The 19,124-nt window shown below is 39.9% G+C and carries 15 protein-coding genes; 7 read left to right on the top strand and 8 right to left on the bottom strand.

The window, feature by feature from the left end:
* The first annotated feature begins 76 nt into the window (after positions 1–76).
* On the top strand, positions 77–1,270 hold the full coding sequence (locus CHB68_RS02210; protein WP_143815160.1) for an AEC family transporter: 1,194 nt from the start codon (positions 77–79) through the stop codon (positions 1,268–1,270).
* A 6-nt stretch (positions 1,271–1,276) separates the two neighbouring features.
* On the opposite strand, the gene CHB68_RS02205 is transcribed toward CHB68_RS02210, so the two are convergent.
* On the bottom strand, positions 1,277–2,629 hold the full coding sequence (locus tag CHB68_RS02205) for a Gfo/Idh/MocA family protein (RefSeq protein WP_089259119.1): 1,353 nt from the start codon (positions 2,627–2,629) through the stop codon (positions 1,277–1,279).
* A gap of 144 nt (positions 2,630–2,773) precedes the next feature.
* Here CHB68_RS02205 and CHB68_RS02200 point away from each other — a divergent pair, with 144 nt between their 5' ends.
* The 6 genes from CHB68_RS02200 to CHB68_RS02175 all read left to right on the top strand — a co-directional run bounded on the left by CHB68_RS02200 (position 2,774) and on the right by CHB68_RS02175 (position 10,140).
* A complete protein-coding gene (locus tag CHB68_RS02200; RefSeq protein WP_245838755.1) occupies positions 2,774–3,652 on the top strand; it encodes a nucleotidyltransferase family protein in 879 nt (292 codons plus the stop codon).
* A gap of 266 nt (positions 3,653–3,918) precedes the next feature.
* On the top strand, positions 3,919–4,284 hold the full coding sequence (locus tag CHB68_RS02195; protein WP_089259117.1) for a DUF7009 family protein: 366 nt from the start codon (positions 3,919–3,921) through the stop codon (positions 4,282–4,284).
* 90 nt (positions 4,285–4,374) lie between these two features.
* Positions 4,375–6,672, top strand: coding sequence for an FdhF/YdeP family oxidoreductase (locus CHB68_RS02190; protein ID WP_089259115.1), 2,298 nt, complete (start codon positions 4,375–4,377; stop codon positions 6,670–6,672).
* A 239-nt stretch (positions 6,673–6,911) separates the two neighbouring features.
* Positions 6,912–7,775, top strand: coding sequence for a UDP-2,3-diacylglucosamine diphosphatase (locus CHB68_RS02185; RefSeq protein ID WP_089259113.1), 864 nt, complete (start codon positions 6,912–6,914; stop codon positions 7,773–7,775).
* Complete coding sequence (locus CHB68_RS02180; RefSeq protein ID WP_089259111.1) at positions 7,772–8,770, top strand: glycosyltransferase family protein; 999 nt, start codon at positions 7,772–7,774, stop codon at positions 8,768–8,770. Before CHB68_RS02185 ends, CHB68_RS02180 begins: the two co-directional genes overlap by 4 nt.
* Positions 8,771–8,793: 23 nt before the next feature.
* Positions 8,794–10,140 (top strand): GH1 family beta-glucosidase, encoded by a 1,347-nt coding sequence (locus tag CHB68_RS02175; protein ID WP_089259109.1) that lies wholly within the window; start codon positions 8,794–8,796, stop codon positions 10,138–10,140.
* A gap of 139 nt (positions 10,141–10,279) precedes the next feature.
* Here the strand turns inward: CHB68_RS02175 and CHB68_RS02170 are convergent, their stop codons facing one another.
* The 7 genes from CHB68_RS02170 to CHB68_RS02140 form a co-directional block, all read right to left on the bottom strand.
* Complete coding sequence (locus CHB68_RS02170) at positions 10,280–11,458, bottom strand: acyl-CoA dehydrogenase family protein (protein WP_089259107.1); 1,179 nt, start codon at positions 11,456–11,458, stop codon at positions 10,280–10,282.
* A 55-nt stretch (positions 11,459–11,513) separates the two neighbouring features.
* A complete protein-coding gene (locus tag CHB68_RS02165) occupies positions 11,514–12,227 on the bottom strand; it encodes a tRNA1(Val) (adenine(37)-N6)-methyltransferase (RefSeq protein WP_089259105.1) in 714 nt (237 codons plus the stop codon).
* Positions 12,224–13,654 (bottom strand): sulfatase family protein, encoded by a 1,431-nt coding sequence (locus tag CHB68_RS02160; RefSeq protein WP_089259103.1) that lies wholly within the window; start codon positions 13,652–13,654, stop codon positions 12,224–12,226. Before CHB68_RS02160 ends, CHB68_RS02165 begins: the two co-directional genes overlap by 4 nt.
* A gap of 81 nt (positions 13,655–13,735) precedes the next feature.
* A complete protein-coding gene (locus CHB68_RS02155) occupies positions 13,736–15,793 on the bottom strand; it encodes an FN3 associated domain-containing protein (protein ID WP_089259101.1) in 2,058 nt (685 codons plus the stop codon).
* A 1-nt stretch (position 15,794) separates the two neighbouring features.
* Positions 15,795–16,595 (bottom strand): chitobiase/beta-hexosaminidase C-terminal domain-containing protein, encoded by an 801-nt coding sequence (locus tag CHB68_RS02150; RefSeq protein ID WP_089259099.1) that lies wholly within the window; start codon positions 16,593–16,595, stop codon positions 15,795–15,797.
* 1 nt (position 16,596) lies between these two features.
* Entirely contained in the window at positions 16,597–17,631 is a 1,035-nt protein-coding gene (locus CHB68_RS02145; RefSeq protein WP_089259097.1) for an NHL repeat-containing protein, read from the bottom strand.
* A complete protein-coding gene (locus tag CHB68_RS02140) occupies positions 17,631–19,124 on the bottom strand; it encodes a DUF1501 domain-containing protein (RefSeq protein WP_089259095.1) in 1,494 nt (497 codons plus the stop codon). Before CHB68_RS02140 ends, CHB68_RS02145 begins: the two co-directional genes overlap by 1 nt.

Here is a 19,124-nt window from a genome sequence, read left to right as displayed (position 1 = left end):
ATCTTTAATCCAACTCCTACGGACTATTCTAAACCATAGCCAACCAAAACACCATACAATATAACGTTATATCATCATGAATTTTGCATTACAAAAAACACTTGAGCTCCTTTTAATAATTTCCCTAGGTGTATTCTTGCAAAAGAAAGTGGCTAAGCAAGATTTAAAAGGAATAAAAGTACTTATCCTTAGTGTGGCATTACCGGCCACTATCTTTGTAGCACTTTTAAAAATAGAATTAAAGGGTACCTTATTGGTCTTTCCTTTAATGGCCCTAACATTTAACCTATTGATGTTACTGGCCTCTAAGTATTTTCTGACCGTTTCCTTACACAAGAAGGAGCATAGCAAAAAAAGAACCTTAATGATGCTTTTGCCGTCAACGGCACCTGGTTTATCCTGTTTTCCTTTTATAGTGGCCTATTTAGGGGATGATACATTGGCTTTAGCGGCACTTGCAGATGTAGGAAATAAAATATTTGTACTTATCCTTTTATATATGCTCGCCATGCATTGGTATAGAAAAAGGGCAATAAACAATAAACAGGAATCCTCCAAGAGTAAATTAAAGGGCCTAATGATTTCATTGATCAATGAACCTATAAACATGGTTATGGTCATTGGACTTATACTATTGGGGTTTGGACTAAATTTAACGGCGTTGCCCGGATTTCTACAGAACACCGTACTAAGCATTAAGGACTTGATGACCCCATTGGTCCTATTGTTTATTGGTATGGCGGTGAGGATCAATTCCGGTGAATTTAAACTTATACTCTCCATGTTATTGCGCAGGGCAGGACTGGCCTTCTTTTTAAGCGGTTTGTTTGCCTACGCCATCCCATCACTAACACCGGCCATGATATTGCTATTGGTGGTCTTCCCTCAAAGTTCATGTAGTTTTTGGCCTTTTGCCCACATGAACGCCATACAATCCTTAGAGGAAAAGGACAAGCAAACGGAACCTACCTTTGATGTCAATTTTGGTTTGAACATCCTTGCGTGCTCACTACCTTTTTCTACGTTATTGATCATTGGAATATTCTCCTTTAATGAATTCTTCATCAACCCTATGATATTGCTCGGTTTAGGTTCCGCCATTTTGGCTATCACGTATGCACCGGACATATTTAAATCTAAGAGTTTTATGATGGAGCGGGAACGTAAACTAACACCTAGACTTAAAAAAAAACGCACAACGCTGACCATAGCTAAAGAAGAACATACAATACCTAAGGAAGAAAGAATCAATGAGGCTGCCGCAAGCTAAAAGCCTTTAATAAGTTTCTTTCATCCATTCATACGGTTCCCTGTTCATCCATAGTCCCCTTGTAAAATCGGGAAAATCCTGTGGTTCGCCATTATTGGCTATGGAAACTTCAGATAATGGGGTAACCGCACTCCAGGCCGCGGCATCATACGCGTCTAAAGGAGGTGCTATTTGTTGTTTGGCGGATTCAATAAAAGCATTGATTACAAAGAAATCCATACCCCCATGGCCGGCATCTAGGGCATATTCCCCGTATTTCTTCCATAATGGATGGTCATATTTTTCAAGCCATGGCTTGGCATCGTCCCATGAATGGGGTTCGGATTTTCCATTAATATACATTCTGCTACCGTCTACCTCCCACAATCCGTTTGCACCCTGTACCCTAAACCCCAAGGAATATGGTCTGGGCAGGTTACAATCATGCGTAATGATGATGGTTTCGCCATTGGCGGTGTTAATAGTAGATGTAATTACGTCTCCTTGTTTAAATTTAATTTTTGCGTTTGGGTGTTGTACCCCACCATGCTCAACAATATAATTATGCAACCCTATGCCTTTGGTTGCGTGCGACGTCATGGATACAAACCTGTTACCCCTGTTTATATCTGCCATAACCGCAATTGGACCAAGACCATGGGTTGGGTATACATCTGCATTTCTCTTAACGGAATGTGCGGTACGCCATTTAGATTCTGAAATACCTTTATCTCCAAATTCCACACCTTTACCATAGGCCGTATTACCGTCATTGAATTTTACATGGCGTAGATCATGTTGGTATCCACATCTAAAATGGACCAATTCCCCAAAAACATTTTGCTTTACCATTTGTAGAACAGCAAGAATATCCCTTCTATAGTTAACATTTTCCAAGATCATCATATGCATGCCCGTACGTTCATGGGTATTGACCAAATCCCAACATTCCTCCAACGTATTGGAAGCGGACACCTCAACCCCGGCATATTTACCGGCTTCCATGGCATCTACGGTCATACGCGTATGCCACAACCAAGGTGTGGCAATGATTACGGCATCTACGTCATCAAGTGCCAAAAGATTTTTATAATCATTATCGTTGGCCCCAAATACCTTTGGTGTTTTACCGCCAGCTTCTGAAATAAGTTTTTTGGCTATAGAAATTCTAGCATCATCAACATCACAAATAGCTGTAACATTAACATCTTTGCGTAATAATAAATTTTCTAAATGATTGGTTCCCCGAAGTCCGACTCCTATTAAACCTACATTTAATTTATCTACAGCACTAAACCTTTGTCGTGCAAATCCGGGTACGGCCATTAACCCTATACTGACCATAGATGTATTCTTGATAAACGTTCTTCTTGATGCCATTATAAAATTCTATTTTGGAGCACTTAAATTAGGAAAACTTGCGGACCCACATTAACGAATCATCAAATTTAACGGTGATACATCTAAATTCATCCGTTCAATTTAAAGGCATTTCCTATTTTTGACCTATAAACACAGAAAATCATGACATTACTTTTAATGGCTGCCGGTAGCGGTAGTAGATATGGAAAACTTAAACAATTTGATGATTTAGGCCCAAATGGTGAATTTTTAATGGAGTTCGCCATATTTGATGCCATTCAAAATAACTTTGATCAAATTGTGGTCATCACCAAAAAAGAAAATGTATCCTTCTTGGAAGAGCACCTTTCTGCAAGGTTGCCAAAAAAAATACAACTTAACGTACTGGCACAGGAACTTACAGATTTACCGGACGGGGTTACCTTTACGGGAGAACGTAAAAAACCATGGGGAACTGCCCATGCAGTATGGACGGCAAGGAATGTCATAAATGGACCTTTTGTAGTCATCAATGCCGATGATTTTTATGGTCAGGCAGCCTATAGGAAAGCTGCGGAATTCATGAGTTCCAATACAGATGCCTATGCACTTTTAGGTTACACCCTTAAGGACACCTTATCAGAACATGGGTCCGTTTCAAGAGGTGTATGTGAAGTTGACGGCGATAATTTGAAATCGGTACAGGAACGATTGAAATTAGTGCAAAAAGAGGATAAAGTAATAGATGAGGACACCCAATTGGAATTTACCGGTGATGAACAGGCAAGTATGAACTTTTGGGTTTGCAGGCCTTCTATTTTTGATAAGATCGAGTCAGAATTTAGATTGTTCTTAAAAGATGAGGACCGTATAGCCAACAGCGAGCTGTACATACCGTTAATGATTCAAGAAATGCTTCAAGCCAATGAAATTGAGGTAAAATGTATTCCTTCTGGTGGAGATTGGTTTGGCGTAACCTATGCCAGTGACAAAGAAAAAGCAATGAACAGTTTAAAGGAAAAATCCGATTTGGGCAAATACCCTGCCCCTATCTGGAACTAAGGTTACCTATTAAATTAAAAATCCCCGGAGCTAATATAGATTAGTCCTGGGGATTTTTTTTGAAACAGGTGGTAACTAAAAAGAGTCCAACCTTAAAGGATTGGACTCTTTTACGAGAACACTATATGAAAATGAAAAAAATTTATTTCGTTTTTAATTACATAGTAAACTTACCGGATACCATAAGAATTAGAAACAAATTGATGTATGCCCCTTAGTATTTGTTGTCAGATGGCCTATTTTTGTTGTGAACTCAAATAGCAGCTATGAAGATTCGTATTAAAGGCAATTCCGTTAGGTTTAGGTTGACCCAATCTGAAGTCAGGACATTATCCGAACATGGTGAAATATACGATAGTACCAATTTTGGGGAAACAGAGTTTAAGTACGGAGTGGTGCTAGATAATAAGATACATAACCTACATACCAGTTTTAACAATAACTGCATTGTGCTAAAGATGCCAAGTTCCATAGGAAAAGAATGGTATAGCAATGATATTATAACTTTTGACCATACAGTAGAAACTACAAAAGGTCAATCCCTATATCTTTTACTGGAAAAGGACTTTACCTGCTTGGACAACACTATAGAGGACCAATCGGATAATTATCCAAACCCTAAACTTACATAGGACATTTTTGACGATGGCATTAAATGGATAAACGTACTATTTAACAGAAATGAGCCTATAGATTAGCCATACAATTGATAAGTTTATACCATGGAGTCAAAAGCACAAAGAAATGTATCTTTTAGAGGGTCAGAAGATTTTTTGGATATAGAATTAAAGGAACCTGTTGACCATGCCGCAGGCTATTTGGGGGTTCGTGAAGCACTAAAACATACGTTTAAGGAAATGGGAGTGTTACGTTCCATGAGATCTTTGTTACGTATGAACCAAAAAGATGGTTTTGATTGTCCAAGTTGTGCATGGCCTGATCCCGAGCATCCTTCACCGGTTGCCGAATATTGTGAAAATGGGGCTAAAGCACTTGGTGATGAAGCTACTACCAATCATGTAGACGCCAATTTTTTCAAAAAAAATTCCGTAGAAGAATTATCGTTGTTATCGGATTATGAGCTCAATAAATGTGGGCGCTTGGTAGAACCTTTGGTTTTAAGACCGGGCAGTGTACATTATGAGCCTATTACTTGGAACGACGCATTTCAGTTAATTGCCTCGGAGCTTAAAAAATTGGACCATCCTGACGAGGCCATATTTTACACCTCTGGGCGGTCAAGTAATGAGGCCGCTTTTCTTTATGGTATGTTTGCAAGGGCCTTAGGCACAAATAATTTACCGGATTGTTCCAATATGTGCCACGAGAGCAGCGGAGTAGCATTGGGGGAAACTTTGGGTATTGGTAAAGGTTCTACGACATTGGAAGATCTATATGAAGCGGAAGTAATTTTAATAGCCGGACAAAATCCAGGTACCAACCACCCCAGAATGCTTTCCGCCCTTGAAAAATGCAAACAGAATGGTGGAAAGGTAATCAGTATAAATCCGCTTGAGGAATCGGGTTTGGTGAATTTTAAGAACCCACAGAATATTAATGGTTGGATAGGCGGCGGTGAAGATATGGCAGATATTCATTTGCCCGTCAACATCAACCAGGACATCCCCTTGGTCAAGCTTATTTTAAAAAAATTAATTGCTTTGGACCAAATATCGGGCAATGTATTCGACCATGAATTTATAACAACCTATACCCAAGGGTATGATGCATTACTTAAAGATTTGGCACGATACAAAGATAAAGAGCTTCTTGAACAGACCGGTGTTTCTGAAGACAGTATAGATAAGACCGTAGCTTTATTGGCCAATAAATCCAAAATAATTGTCTGTTGGGCTATGGGTCTAACACAACATAAAAACGGTGTGGAAAATATACGGGAGTTCGTAAACTTATTGTTGCTCAAGGGCGCCATTGGAAAACCTAATACGGGTACCTGTCCAGTGCGCGGGCATAGCAATGTTCAAGGGGACCGTAGTGTGGGTATCCAACATTTTGTAGATAAAGGGCTTAACGAGCGTATTAAGAATTATTTGGGCTTTACTCCACCGGACCATGAGGGCGTAGATGTCGTTGGCTCAATGAAAGCCATGTATGAAGGTAAGGCCAAAATTTTTATGTGCCTGGGCGGTAATTTTCTGATGGCTGCATCGGATACGGAATACACGGCAAAAGGTATTCAAAACTGTGACCTTACCGTACAAATTAGCACCAAATTGAACAGGACCCATTTGGTAACGGGCAAAACCGCCTTGATCCTCCCCACCATTGGCCGGTCAGAAAAAGATATGAAAGATGGTAAACCTCGCCATTTTACTGTGGAAAACAGCATGGGAAGGGTTAAGCAGAGTAAGGGAATTTTAAAACCGGCCTCTGATAAAGTGATGAGCGAACCAGAGATTATAGCCAATATAGGTAGGGCGTATTTTGGGGATAATCACCCTATGGACTGGAAAGCCTTGGGTGCGGATTATGAATTGATACGTTCGCAGATCGATCAGGTTGCAAAGGGGTTTGAAAATACCGAGGAGCGCTCCCAGGGTGCAGGTTATTACTTACCCAATAATGTCCGAAATCTGGATTTTAGCATGTTGCCCAACGGCAAGGCACAAATAACGATCAACAGCTTACCGGAACATACTTTGCAGAAAGATGAATACATGCTTATGACCATACGTTCACATGACCAATTCAATACCACCATTTATGGGTTGAACGATCGTTACCGTGGTGTATACAATGCACGTAGGGTCATTTTCATGAATCCGGAAGACATGAAGGCGGTTGGCCTTAAAAAATTGGACGTAGTGGATATTACAAGTACCTATGACCAAACCGTGCGAACGGCACACAAGTTTAAAGTTATACCTTATACTATTCCTTCTGGCAATTTAGCTTCCTATTTTCCGGAGACCAACGTTTTGGTTCCATTTAATCATTTTGCTTTACGAAGCAAAACACCTATTAGTAAATCCATAAAAGTACGGTTGGTAAAGAAATAGTTAATCAATCTATCTTAAACAAGACTTTGTTTAACACTGCGGTAACTAAAATATAAGTTACGGGTAACGGCTGTATTGAATCAAATATTGAAACTTTACATTTATAAATTTCAGTATATGAAATCTATTAAACTAGTATTGTTTTCCATTGCCTTGCTAATTATGCACCTAGTGTTAAAAGGCTCTTCATTACACATAAAAAACAGGTTTTTCAAGAAAAGGGAAGCTGCATTACATCTATGAAAAAAAGACCTGTAGATATAGTGGTCCTATCGGATATTCATTTAGGAACCTATGGATGTCACGCCAAGGAACTATTAAAATATTTAAAATCCATTAAGCCCAAAGAAGTTATACTCAATGGCGATATCATAGATATCTGGCAATTTAGCAAACGCTATTGGCCAAAATCACATATGAAGGTAATTAAGGTAATTATGGAATGGATTGCCAAAGGAATACCGGTTCATTATGTAACCGGCAACCATGATGAACTATTACGCAAATTTGCCGGTAGCCATTTAGGTTCCTTAAGCATTAGCAATAAACTAGTACTACCCTTACACGATAAAAAGGCCTGGATCTTTCATGGAGATGTCTTTGACGTAACCATGCAACATAGCAAGTGGTTGGCAAAATTGGGCGCTAAAGGGTATGATTTTCTAATTCTGTTGAACAGGGCCATAAATTTTATTGGAAAAAAAATGGGTAAAGGCCCTATTTCCATGTCCAAAAAAATTAAGAACGGGGTAAAGTCTGCCGTGAAATTCATTAATGATTTTGAACGTATTGCAGCAGATATTGCCATTGAAAATGGATATGATTATGTGGTTTGCGGACATATACACCAACCGGAAATAAAAAATATTAAAACGGAAAAGGGTGAGGTTACTTATTTAAATTCTGGCGATTGGATAGAGAATTTAACCGCCCTTGAATATCACAAAGGAGTTTGGAGCCTATATTCCTATCTGGAGGATATAACTATGGACAATCAAAAAGATGAACCATTAGATGAAAACCATCTTTTGGAAAAAGGGGAGCTTTTTGAGCAATTACTAACAGAATTTAAGATAAATGGGTTGGCACAGTCCATAAAATGAAAGTATTATACGCAATACAAGGAACAGGAAACGGACATTTAAGCAGGGCCCGAGATGTCATACCCGCACTATTAAAACATGGGCTTACCCTAGATATATTGGTCAGTGGCATTCAAGCAGATGTTCCCTTACCTTATCCTATTTCTTATCAATTAAAGGGGCTAAGCTTTATTTTTGGCAAAAAAGGTGGTGTAGATATGTGGAAAACCTATTACAGGGCCAATTCACTACGATTACAAAAAGAAATAAAAAGTATACCGGTTGAAGACTATGATTTGGTCATAAACGATTTTGAACCGGTAACGGCATGGGCGTGCAAGATAAAACAATTACCGTGTTACAGCTTTAGCCATCAAGCAGCAGTACTATGTGCCAAGGCACCAAAACCAAAGAAAAAAGACCCATTTGGAAAATGGATTCTACAAAATTACGCCCCTACAACCCGCCAATATGGGTTACATTTTCAATCATACGAACCAAATATATACACCCCAATTATAAGACAAGATGTGAGACAGGCCACTATAAGCAAAAAAGAACACTATACCGTATATCTACCATCTTATAGCGATGAAAAGCTACTGCAGTTCCTATCAAAATTCAAAGGTGTAAAATGGCAGGTTTTTTCCAAGCATAACAAAAAAGAACATATCAACGACCATATACACATTAGACCCATTACCAATACTGATTTTGTAGCGAGCATGGCTTCCAGTAAAGGAATTGTATGTGGCGCAGGCTTTGAGACTCCCGCAGAAAGTTTGTTCATGCAAAAAAAATTATTGGTCATACCAATGAAAGGACAATATGAACAACAATGTAATGCCGCCGCCCTTGCAAAAATGGGAGTATCCGTCATAAAATCCTTAAAGAACAAGCATCTAATTAAGTTGCAAAATTGGTTGGATACCGATGATATCGTTTCCGTTGACTATCCTAATATTACCGACCAGATGATTACGCAAATATTGGAAGCATCCTACAGATCACATTAAATTCAGGTACAAGTTTATAGCACATGGCAAAGTCAACATTGAGCGCTTCCCATTTTGGTAAAGACTTTGTTTGGGGAGTGTCCACTGCCGCATTTCAAATAGAGGGAGAAAGTTTGGGCCATGGAAAAGGACCCTCTATTTGGGACATCTTTACCAAAAAAGAAAATACTATACGTAATGGTGACCAAGCAGATATTGCCTGTGATTTTTATCACCGGTATGAGGAAGATATCCTTTTGATGAAATCTATGAACATCAAAAATTTTAGGTTCTCAATTTCATGGACACGTATCTTACCTAATGGAATTGGCACGGTAAACGAACAAGGAATTGTATTCTATAAAAAGGTGATAGCATGTTGTTTAGAACATGGTATAGAACCTTGGGTAACCCTATATCATTGGGATTTGCCCCAAGCACTTGAGGATAAGGGCGGATGGACCAATAGGAAAATAATAGATTGGTTTACGGAATTTACGACAGTATGTGCAATGGCCTTTGGCGATCAGGTAAAACATTGGATGGTATTGAACGAACCAATGGTCTTTACCGGTGCTGGATATTTTTTAGGCGTACATGCTCCTGGAAAAAAAGGATTGAAAAATTTTCTTCCTGCAGTGCACCATGCCGTACTCTGCCAAGCAATGGGTGCTAAAATTTTAAAAAGGTTAGTGCCCAACGCCCTAATAGGCACCACTTTTTCCTGCTCACAAATATCAGCCTACAGAAATACTAAAAGAGACCGGCATGCCGCTGTCAAGGCCGATGCATTATTGAACAGATTATTCATAGAACCCGCATTGGGATTGGGCTATCCAATAAGTGATGCCCCCGTATTAAAACGTTTACGACCCTTCATACAACCTAACGACATGAACGATTGCAAGTTCAATTTTGACTTTATAGGATTACAGAACTATACTCGGGAAAAGGTAAAACATAGTTTTTTTGTTCCTTATCTACATGCCAAAATCGTAAAGGCCAGCAAACGTAACGTAAAAACTACATTAATGGATTGGGAGGTGTACCCGCCAAGTATTTTCCATATCATAGAAAAATTCAGTGCGTATTCCCAAATAAAAAAAATCTTTATTACAGAAAATGGCGCAGCGTTTAAGGATGTTGTAAAGAACGGAAATGTGGACGACCAACAACGACTGCAATTTTTACAGGACCATATCCTGCAAGTGCATAAAGCCCAACAAAATGGGTTAAACGTGCATGGTTATTTTATTTGGACCTTGACCGATAATTTTGAATGGGCAGAAGGGTATCATGCAAGATTTGGCTTGGTTCATATTGATTTTAAAAGTTTAAGAAGAACCATTAAAACATCCGGCAAGTGGTTTGCTCAATTTTTAGAAAAATAACATACTTGTAATCAAAAGGGCCAATGTTTCCATTGGCCCTGAACTATTTCATCAACATGAACACATCTTAACTTGTGTTCATGCAAGGTATAAATGCCATTAAAAAATTAAGTTATGACAATGAAACCATAAAGTTATATTATTTAAAAGCGGGCATACCCGTAATATCTGCACCCGTAATCAATAAATGAATATCATGGGTACCTTCATAGGTAATGACACTTTCCAAGTTCATCATGTGGCGCATAATACTATATTCCCCTGTAATACCCATGCCTCCAAGGACCTGTCTTGCCTCACGGGCAATTTTTATTGCCATTTCCACATTGTTCCTTTTGGCCATTGAAATTTGTGCGGTAGTTGCCCTACCCTCATTTTTAAGTTGTCCTAAACGGAACGCCAATAATTGTGCTTTCGTAATTTCAGTAATCATTTCGGCCAATTTCTTTTGTTGCAATTGGGTTGCCGCTATTGGTTTTCCAAATTGAATACGCTCTTTGGCATAACGCAAAGCGGTATCATAACAATCCATTGCAGCACCAATGGCTCCCCATGCAATACCGAATCTGGCGGAATCCAAACAACCTAAAGGTGCGCCTAACCCTGTTTTATTGGGCAATAAGTTTTCTTTGGGTACTTTAACGTTATCAAATATCAGCTCTCCGGTCGCCGATGCCCTTAATGACCATTTGTTATGTGTTTCCGGGGTGGTAAAACCTTCCATGCCACGTTCCACGATCAAGCCATGGATCCTACCCTCCTCATTTTTTGCCCAGACGACAGCTATATCACAAAAAGGAGAATTGGAAATCCACAGTTTGGCACCGTTAAGAAGGTAGTGGTCACCCATATCCTTGAACTTGGTTTCCATACCACTTGGATTGGAACCATGGTTTGGCTCAGTTAATCCAAAAGACCCCATCCATTCACCGGCGGCCAATTTAGGAAGGTATTTTTTGCGTTGCGCCTCTGTTCCATAAGTATAAATAGGGTACATGACCAAAGACGACTGCACGGAAGCCGTGGAGCGCACCCCACTATCTCCCCTTTCAATTTCCTGCATAATAAGTCCGTAACTGATCTGATCCAAACCGGCCCCACCATACTCTTCAGGAATATAAGGTCCAAATGCCCCAATTTCTGCCAAGCCACTAATTATCTGTTTAGGAAATTCCGCTTTTTGAGCATATTCTTCAATAATTGGAGAAACATCTCTTTTGACCCATTGGCGGGCGGCATCACGTACTAATAAATGTTCTTGGGAAAAAAGGTCGTCCAAATTGTAATAATCGGGCGCTTCAAACAAATCGGGTCTCATAACAAATCTTTTAATAAAGGTAAATCAAAAAATATAACATTACACAAGGATAAAGTTACATTTTTAAATAAAATGCTTGAGTGAGCGCTATGTAATCTTCCGTATATCGATGCCGCTCCGTCTCAATAATGAGTTCTTGAACGGTACATTGGTGTTTCTGTTTTACAAATGCCAACAAGCTACGTTTGATCGGTGCATTGGCATTTCCTTTTACATGTAGGCATTGTTTGGGATGTAATCCAAAAGTAGCCGCTAATCGCACAAACGCTTCTTCTTCCTTAAAGGGAATAATAGTGGTAAACGTACCATTATTGGCCAAAAGTGCCTGTACCCCTGCCAACAAAACATCAAAAGGAAGATATCCATTTTGCCTAGCTTGGTCTCTTTGAAGGTTTCCAGAGGTGACATTTTCAATATAAAAAGGAGGATTACAGACGATAATTTCATATTCATCATCAATTTCATCCATGAACTCGTCTAACCCCGCATGGTAACAATAAAGACGATCGCCCCAAGGTGACCGTTCAAAATTATCAACACATTGTTCATACGCTTCTGGATCTATTTCTATGGCATCTATAACCTCTGCATTGCTACGTTGGGCCAACATCAATGCTATAATTCCGGTACCTGCGCCAATATCAAGAATAGATTCAGGTTGATGTTCAACTTTGGTCCAAGCCCCAAGTAAGACCCCGTCGGTTCCTATTTTCATGGCACAACGGTCTTGATGTACCGTAAACTGTTTAAACTTAAATGGTTTGTTCATTTCACTTCTCCCGCTTTCCTTGTTTCGGTGCCTTCCATACCCAAAAGAGAATCTCCTAGCCTTGAACGCATATCATCTGCCAATTCCATTATTTTGGTCACTACTTTGGGATATTCCGAGGCTACATTTTTTAGTTCAGACGCATCGGACTCCAGATCATACAGTTCAATTTCCTTCAAATCTACCATTTTGTACTCACCGGGCAAACCATCCTTACCCGCTTTTTGACCATTCATTGTCCTATAGGTATGCGGAAAGTATAATTTCCATTTTCCATATCTGACACCGAACAATTCATTGACCCGATAATAAAAGAAATACGCTTTCTGCGGACTCTCATTGGTTATACCTGTTAGCAAAGGCCAAGCACTGCGACCATCAATAACGGTATTGGGTAAATCTGCTTGACAAATTTCCGCTAGTGTGGGCAATATATCAATGGCCATGACCGGAGCGTCAATAGTTGTACCGGCTTTAATGTGTCCAGGATATTTAATGATAAACGGTTCCCTTTGTCCACCTTCCCATGCGGTACCCTTACCTTCCCTAAAAGGAAATGCGCTTCCTGAATGATTTCCATAAGCCAACCAAGGACCGTTATCCGATGTAAAAATAATTAGGGTATTTTTAGTAAGTCCATTTTCTTCCACTGCCTTTAGAATTTCACCTACAGACCAGTCAATTTCCATTATTACATCACCATATAATCCCCTACCTGATTTTCCTTTAAACTTATCCGAGACAAAAAGTGGAACATGGGGCTGTGGGTGCGGCACGTAAAGGAAAAACGGATTGTCCGCATTACGGTGAATAAAATCTACACTGCGCTCCGTAATCTGGGTAGTTAGCTCGGTCTGATCCGTCAATGTTTTCAATACGGTGGTATTTTCATATAGCGGTAAGGGCCCAAAGTCAAAAATTGGTCCCTGTTGCGGGTGTAAAGGCCACATATCGTTAGAATAGGGTATACCAAAATATTCATCAAACCCGTGGTTATTGGGCATAAATTGTTCTTGGTCTCCCAAATGCCATTTTCCAAAAATAGCGGTTGCATATCCTTTGGCCTTGAACATTTCCGCCAAGGTAGTTTCCTGGGTATTCAGTCCCTTTTTACTATTGGGCATAAAGGCATTGTGAATTCCTATTCTATTAGGGTAACAACCCGTTAGTATTGCAGCTCTTGAAGCAGAACATACGGCCTGCGCTGCATAAAAACTGGTAAGCTTGGCACCATCCCTAGCCATTTGGTCCAAATGGGGAGTTGCAATGTCCGTAGCACCAAATATACCTACATCGTTATAACCTTGGTCATCCGTAAAAATTAGGATGACATTGGGTACGTTACGTTGCTGTGCAACTTTTTGCCCATAAATATTCTGTGCAATGCATAGCATTAATAACACTGTATATTTTAAAATTATCTTCATTTTATAGGTTTTAAAGACCAATACTAACGACTATCGACTAGTAATGGCAGACTTGTTCAAAAGCAACTATGGCAACAAGAATTAGTTCAAAACAATTTCATCTATAAAAATCCAGCTTTTGCCCCCTGGTTCCGTATGCCAACTAGGGTTTTTTAATGGGCTTTGAATTTCCAATTTAACGAATTTAGCCTCCACCGGTTCAAGTCCCAATTCAAAAAAAGTAAGTTTTACCTCTGCATTAGGGCTTTCCATACCCATATTTTTCTTTCCTACCTTTTTATAATTGACACCATCGTTAGATATGGAAATGGTGAATGCCGTTGGATAAAAAATCCAACTAGAAGGTGCGGACAATGCCCCGACCGAAACTTTTGAGATAGGTGATAATTCTTTCAATTCAATTATGGTTTTCAGGTGTTTGCCTTCAAACCCCAACCAATTACCATCTACAAAATTGATGGACCCCCGTTTTTGGTCCATTAAGGTAACACCTTTTTGTCCCGCATATTTCTCATTGGGTTGTGTGAGCAAGGAAACTTGTTCATACTCAATATTATTTTTAATGAACGTGCTTTCCGCTATTGAACTAGGTTTCCAATCTTCTTTGATTGCAATTGCCCTTATCTTGGCGGTATTGGACAACATTAAATAATCCTTGTATTTATGGGATTTTTCGGTGGGCAGGGAACCATCCAAAGTATAATAAATACTGGCATCGTCAAAAAGACTTTCTATTGTAATAGCCAAACTATCCTTAAAAAAGTTAGATTCACCCTTAATAACCGGTGGATCTAACACGGTTGCCCTGAACAACTCACCATCAAGCAACTGAACATTTGTTTTGGGGTGTTTTGCCTGAAATTGGGCAATTCCCTCATTGGATACACTGGTTTTCCATAAATACACGTTTTTAAGGCTCTTAATATCCGTAAGATGTTGAAATACTTTATCGGTAACACCGGTACCATAGAGATTTAGGGATTCTAGTAATTCAAATTCCTTAAGGTCATCCCCAATGGCATCGGTAATATGGGTGCCCTGCAACTTCAACTTTATTAAATTTTTGAACGGCTTAATCTGGGCCATTAACCCATCATTAAAATTGGTAAAACCTAGGTCTAATTCAATAACGTTGGCCGCATATTGCTTTAAGGATTTTAAATGGTTTTTGGTAATTGTATCCAAACCGGACATTGACACTTGCAATAACGGATTGTGCGCTGAAAGAGTCTGAACGGAAATACCCATTCCCCTAATTTCCGTCAACCATTCCTTTGGTACTTTTTCTGCCTTACTAGAAAGTATGGCAACTGCGGATGTATCCTGTTCCAATGTGTTAAGAATGGACGCAATTCTTTCTTTGGCAGGTAATTGTTTCACCTGGCAATCAAAGCAATTACCATGTGCTATCCACCAAACCAATATATCCTTTTCATTATCGGTCAACTGAACCTTGCCCTTGGGCGGCATATGTTCCTCGTTTTCCAGAGGCAAATGTATACGTTCAAAAAAAAGAGACGTGCCATTATTTGTATTCGTATCGAACAAAATACCATTATCTCCACCTTTCAATAAATCTGCGGGTGAATCCATGATCAAACCTCCTTTGGCTTTTTTGGAATTATGGCAACTTACACATTTACCGTCAAGAATTGGCTGTACAATATGTGCATAGACCTGGGCTTCTTGTATATTGGTAATTACAATTTCCTTATCCTCTTCCATAAATAAATAATCTTCCCCATGGGTCATATTACCGCCAAAATGCCCTGTTACTCCAATACATATCAACACGACAAAAAATAGGGGCAAATACAATTTTTGGAGCTTTAGGTTGGTACTTCTTTTAACCAAGTACAACAGTATGGTTGCAACGGTAAATGAAACGGCCATCCACCTATGAAGAAAAAGTGCTTGCTCTTCATAACCTCCTTCCTCTCCCAACAACCATCCTGTTGCCAAGGATAGAAGTGCGGAAACCACGGCAACAAATAAGGTAAATTCAATACTTTCCCTAAAGGATTTGTTAGGTTTGAACCTACTGTATATTTCCAATAAAAAGGCCAGTAAAATGATGCCGATGGGTAAATGCACCAAAAGTGGATGAAGATGGCCAATTTGTATTTCCAAGAGCATCATGTTATTGAATTATAATTTCGTCCATAAAGAACCACGGCGTGGTACCCTTTCCTTGATGCCACTCCGGTATTTGGGGCAACCCATAAATTACCAAACTTAATTCGCGGTATGTTTCCTTTTTAACAGGAACATTTAAAAATGTAGTCCCTTCATTGCCCGGCAAATTACTTTTAGGAAAAAACATATTGCCTACAAGTTTATTTTTATGGTATACGGCCAGCCTGGCCGGAGCAAATATCCAACTAGCCTGGTCGGTTAGGGTACTTAGTACCAATGCGGAAACCTCAATATTATCCTTAAATTTCATTGAAACCTTAATGCTATCTGTCTGAAAACCCATCCATTGCGGATCATTGGAAAAATGTCCGGAACCCTTTTTAAAATCTATCAACCCCTTAACACCAGACCCAGGATATTTTTCATTAGGCTTAGGATCTAGATCAATTTGCTCAATTTTATTGTTCCTGTTTACCTTGACCACTTGCAAATGCACCTGATCGCTTTCCTGATAATCCTTATGGTAAACTTTGGCATTAATAGTGGTATTGTTCTTGATTTGCAAAGGTTCATCATAAACTTTGGAATTCCTTTTCACCGGGTTACCGTCCAAGGAATATTTGATGATGGCGCCTGTAAAATCAAAATTTAAGCTGACCGTGGTAACCGAATCAAAAAGTACGTGGGTTGTTTGAATCTGTGGTGATGAAAGCACAAACTGATCGGTAGGGGCATGCGCATTATCCGGCGAAACACATGCATTATTAATTACTGCAAATAGTAATACCAATAGGGTTACGCGCATGCTATATTCTATTTAATTTAATGGGATAGGTTTTTCCTGAATTCCACTGTGCCACATAGATATTTTCATCGTCATCCACACATACATCATGGGGGTGGGTAAAGACCTTCACTGCTTGATACATAGGTCTTAACTGGCCATTTTCATAAACCGGAGCACATCCTCCCGGTGCAGAGATCAATTGATTGTCCCGGTTAAGAATTGAGATAAATCCTGTGCCATTAGAACCATCCCCAGACCATATTGTTGCCAAATAAATAGTATCCCCTTTAATGACCGGTCTGCAGATATATGCCCCTGGCAAAGGTATACTGGCTATAAACTCACCATCCATGGTAAACCGTTTTAACTTATTTTGCTTTCTGGCCGTAATCAAAAGTTCAGGTTCCTTTCCCTCTCTGGTATCGATACATAGACCATGTGCATTTTGAAAAAGATGGTCCTCATCCCCCTTACCACCGAACGTTTGCAGCAATTCTCCCTTGGCATTGTACCGCATAATAAATTGTGCTCCATATCCATCTGCTATATAGACATCCCCATTGTCAGCAATAGCCGTTTCCGTGGGTATGTATTGATCTTTGGATTCATATTTTCCGGATTCTTTAGGATAGGTAAAAACCTGTACCACTTTACCATCAATGGTCGTTTTTACCACTTCGTGTCGCGTATTGTCCGCTATATAAAGAAAATCTTCCCCATTCTCTACATGCAGTGTTAAACCATGCGCACCGGGGTAATCCGTCCCCCACGTTTCCAACAATTTACCATTTCGGTCATAAACAATGATGTTGTTTTTTATGTGATTGGTCAAAAGTAAAATGCGCCCCTTAGAATCTTGAACCATTTCATGGCAATCATTCACAGGATAGTAACTGGGGTTTAGTGCGCCCCAATTAAGGTCTATTTTATATTGATGCGTGCCATGACCTATTATGGCATCCTTATACGCCCACATATTAGCGGAAACATTACCGCAACCCAACAAACCTGCCGATGCTATAGCTGTATTTTTCACAAACGTTCTTCTTTTCATCAGGTTAAAATATCTTTTACCACAGTACCTTCCACATCTGTAAGTCTAAAACGACGTCCTTGGTATTTATAGGTGAATTTTTCATGATCAATGCCCAGCTGATGCAACATGGTTGCCTGAAAATCATGGACATGCACGGGGTTTTTAATAATGTTATACCCAAACTCATCGGTTTCACCATAGACCATACCTGGTTTTATACCGCCACCGGCCATCCACATAGTAAAACATCTAGGATGATGATCCCGTCCATATGTAGTATCGGTCAAAAGACCTTGGGAATAATTGGTACGGCCAAATTCTCCTCCCCAAATTACCAAAGTATCTTCCAATAACCCACGTTGTTTAAGATCGGCAACCAATGCCGCAGATGCTTGATCAACGTCCTTGGCCTGTTTCTGTATGGCTCCGGGCAAATTATCATGTTGATCCCACCCCATGTGGTATAATTGAATGAACCGTACATCTTTTTCCGCCAGTCTCCTTGCAAGAAGGCAATTTGCAGCATAGGTACCGGGAATTTTGGCATCCGACCCATACATTTTATAAATATAGTCCGGTTCCTTCCCTGTATCCATAACATCCGGTACCGAAGTCTGCATGCGGTAAGCCATTTCATACTGAGCTATTCTACTTTGAATTTCCGGATCGTTAGATTCTTGATAATGTTGATCATTAAGTTCGGCCAATTGATCCAACATGGCCCTTTTGACCTCTGCTGTAGTGCCTTTGGGGTCGTTCAGGTACAGAACTGGGTCTTTTGCCGCCCTAAACTGTACACCTTGGTGCAAGGAGTGTAAAAATCCGTTACCCCATAAGCGGGTATATAAAGGCTGCCCATTAGGTCTCCCCGACCCCCTTGACAACAATACTGTAAACGCAGGAAGGTTTTCGTTCTCACTGCCAAGACCATAACTTAACCATGAACCCATACTTGGTCTGCCCGGTTGCTGGGAACCCGTTTGAAAAAAGGTAACCGCGGGGTCATGATTGATCGCCTCTGTATACATGGACTTGATAATACAGATATCATCGACCATTTTTGCCGTGTAGGGAAGAAGATCGCTAACCCACGTTCCGTTCTTACCATGCCTTTGAAAACCAAAATTTGAACCCACCAACGGAAAACTATCCTGACCGGAGGTCATGCCCGTTAAACGCTGACCATTTCTAATGGATTCCGGTAGATCTTCTCCCCTTCGTTTATTTAATAGCGGTTTGTAATCAAATAATTCCAATTGGGAAGGACCGCCGCTTTGAAACAGATAGATGACCCGTTTAATCTTTGCCGGATGATGCAGGGAATCCAAAATACCTTGTACACCCCCGGGACCGTTATCTGCGGTATACAAACCGTTTGACCCTTTTCTAAAAAGGTCGGTACCCAATATGGATGCCAGTCCAAGTCCTCCTACACCCATTGCAGCTTTACCCAAAAATGAACGTCTATTTAAGATCAACGACCGTTCCTCAAGAATTTTCTTTTCGCTCAT

Source organism: Maribacter sedimenticola, from assembly GCF_900188415.1.
GTDB classification, from domain to species: Bacteria; Bacteroidota; Bacteroidia; order Flavobacteriales; family Flavobacteriaceae; genus Maribacter; species Maribacter sedimenticola.
The sequence above is the reverse complement of the archived record's forward strand: the minus strand, read 5'-3'. Positions and strand labels throughout refer to the sequence as shown.

Excerpts from the sequence above, each read along its gene's own strand:
- CHB68_RS02210 (WP_143815160.1), top strand. The coding sequence starts at position 77 with ATGAATTTTGCATTACAAAAAACACTTGAGCTCCTTTTAATAATTTCC.
- CHB68_RS02205 (WP_089259119.1), bottom strand. The coding sequence starts at position 2,629 with ATGGCATCAAGAAGAACGTTTATCAAGAATACATCTATGGTCAGTATA.
- CHB68_RS02200 (WP_245838755.1), top strand. The coding sequence starts at position 2,774 with ATGACATTACTTTTAATGGCTGCCGGTAGCGGTAGTAGATATGGAAAA.
- CHB68_RS02195 (WP_089259117.1), top strand. The coding sequence starts at position 3,919 with ATGAAGATTCGTATTAAAGGCAATTCCGTTAGGTTTAGGTTGACCCAA.
- CHB68_RS02190 (WP_089259115.1), top strand. The coding sequence starts at position 4,375 with ATGGAGTCAAAAGCACAAAGAAATGTATCTTTTAGAGGGTCAGAAGAT.
- CHB68_RS02185 (WP_089259113.1), top strand. The coding sequence starts at position 6,912 with ATGAAAAAAAGACCTGTAGATATAGTGGTCCTATCGGATATTCATTTA.
- CHB68_RS02180 (WP_089259111.1), top strand. The coding sequence starts at position 7,772 with ATGAAAGTATTATACGCAATACAAGGAACAGGAAACGGACATTTAAGC.
- CHB68_RS02175 (WP_089259109.1), top strand. The coding sequence starts at position 8,794 with ATGGCAAAGTCAACATTGAGCGCTTCCCATTTTGGTAAAGACTTTGTT.
- CHB68_RS02170 (WP_089259107.1), bottom strand. The coding sequence starts at position 11,458 with ATGAGACCCGATTTGTTTGAAGCGCCCGATTATTACAATTTGGACGAC.
- CHB68_RS02165 (WP_089259105.1), bottom strand. The coding sequence starts at position 12,227 with ATGAACAAACCATTTAAGTTTAAACAGTTTACGGTACATCAAGACCGT.
- CHB68_RS02160 (WP_089259103.1), bottom strand. The coding sequence starts at position 13,654 with ATGAAGATAATTTTAAAATATACAGTGTTATTAATGCTATGCATTGCA.
- CHB68_RS02155 (WP_089259101.1), bottom strand. The coding sequence starts at position 15,793 with ATGATGCTCTTGGAAATACAAATTGGCCATCTTCATCCACTTTTGGTG.
- CHB68_RS02150 (WP_089259099.1), bottom strand. The coding sequence starts at position 16,595 with ATGCGCGTAACCCTATTGGTATTACTATTTGCAGTAATTAATAATGCA.
- CHB68_RS02145 (WP_089259097.1), bottom strand. The coding sequence starts at position 17,631 with ATGAAAAGAAGAACGTTTGTGAAAAATACAGCTATAGCATCGGCAGGT.
- CHB68_RS02140 (WP_089259095.1), bottom strand. The coding sequence starts at position 19,124 with ATGAGCGAAAAGAAAATTCTTGAGGAACGGTCGTTGATCTTAAATAGA.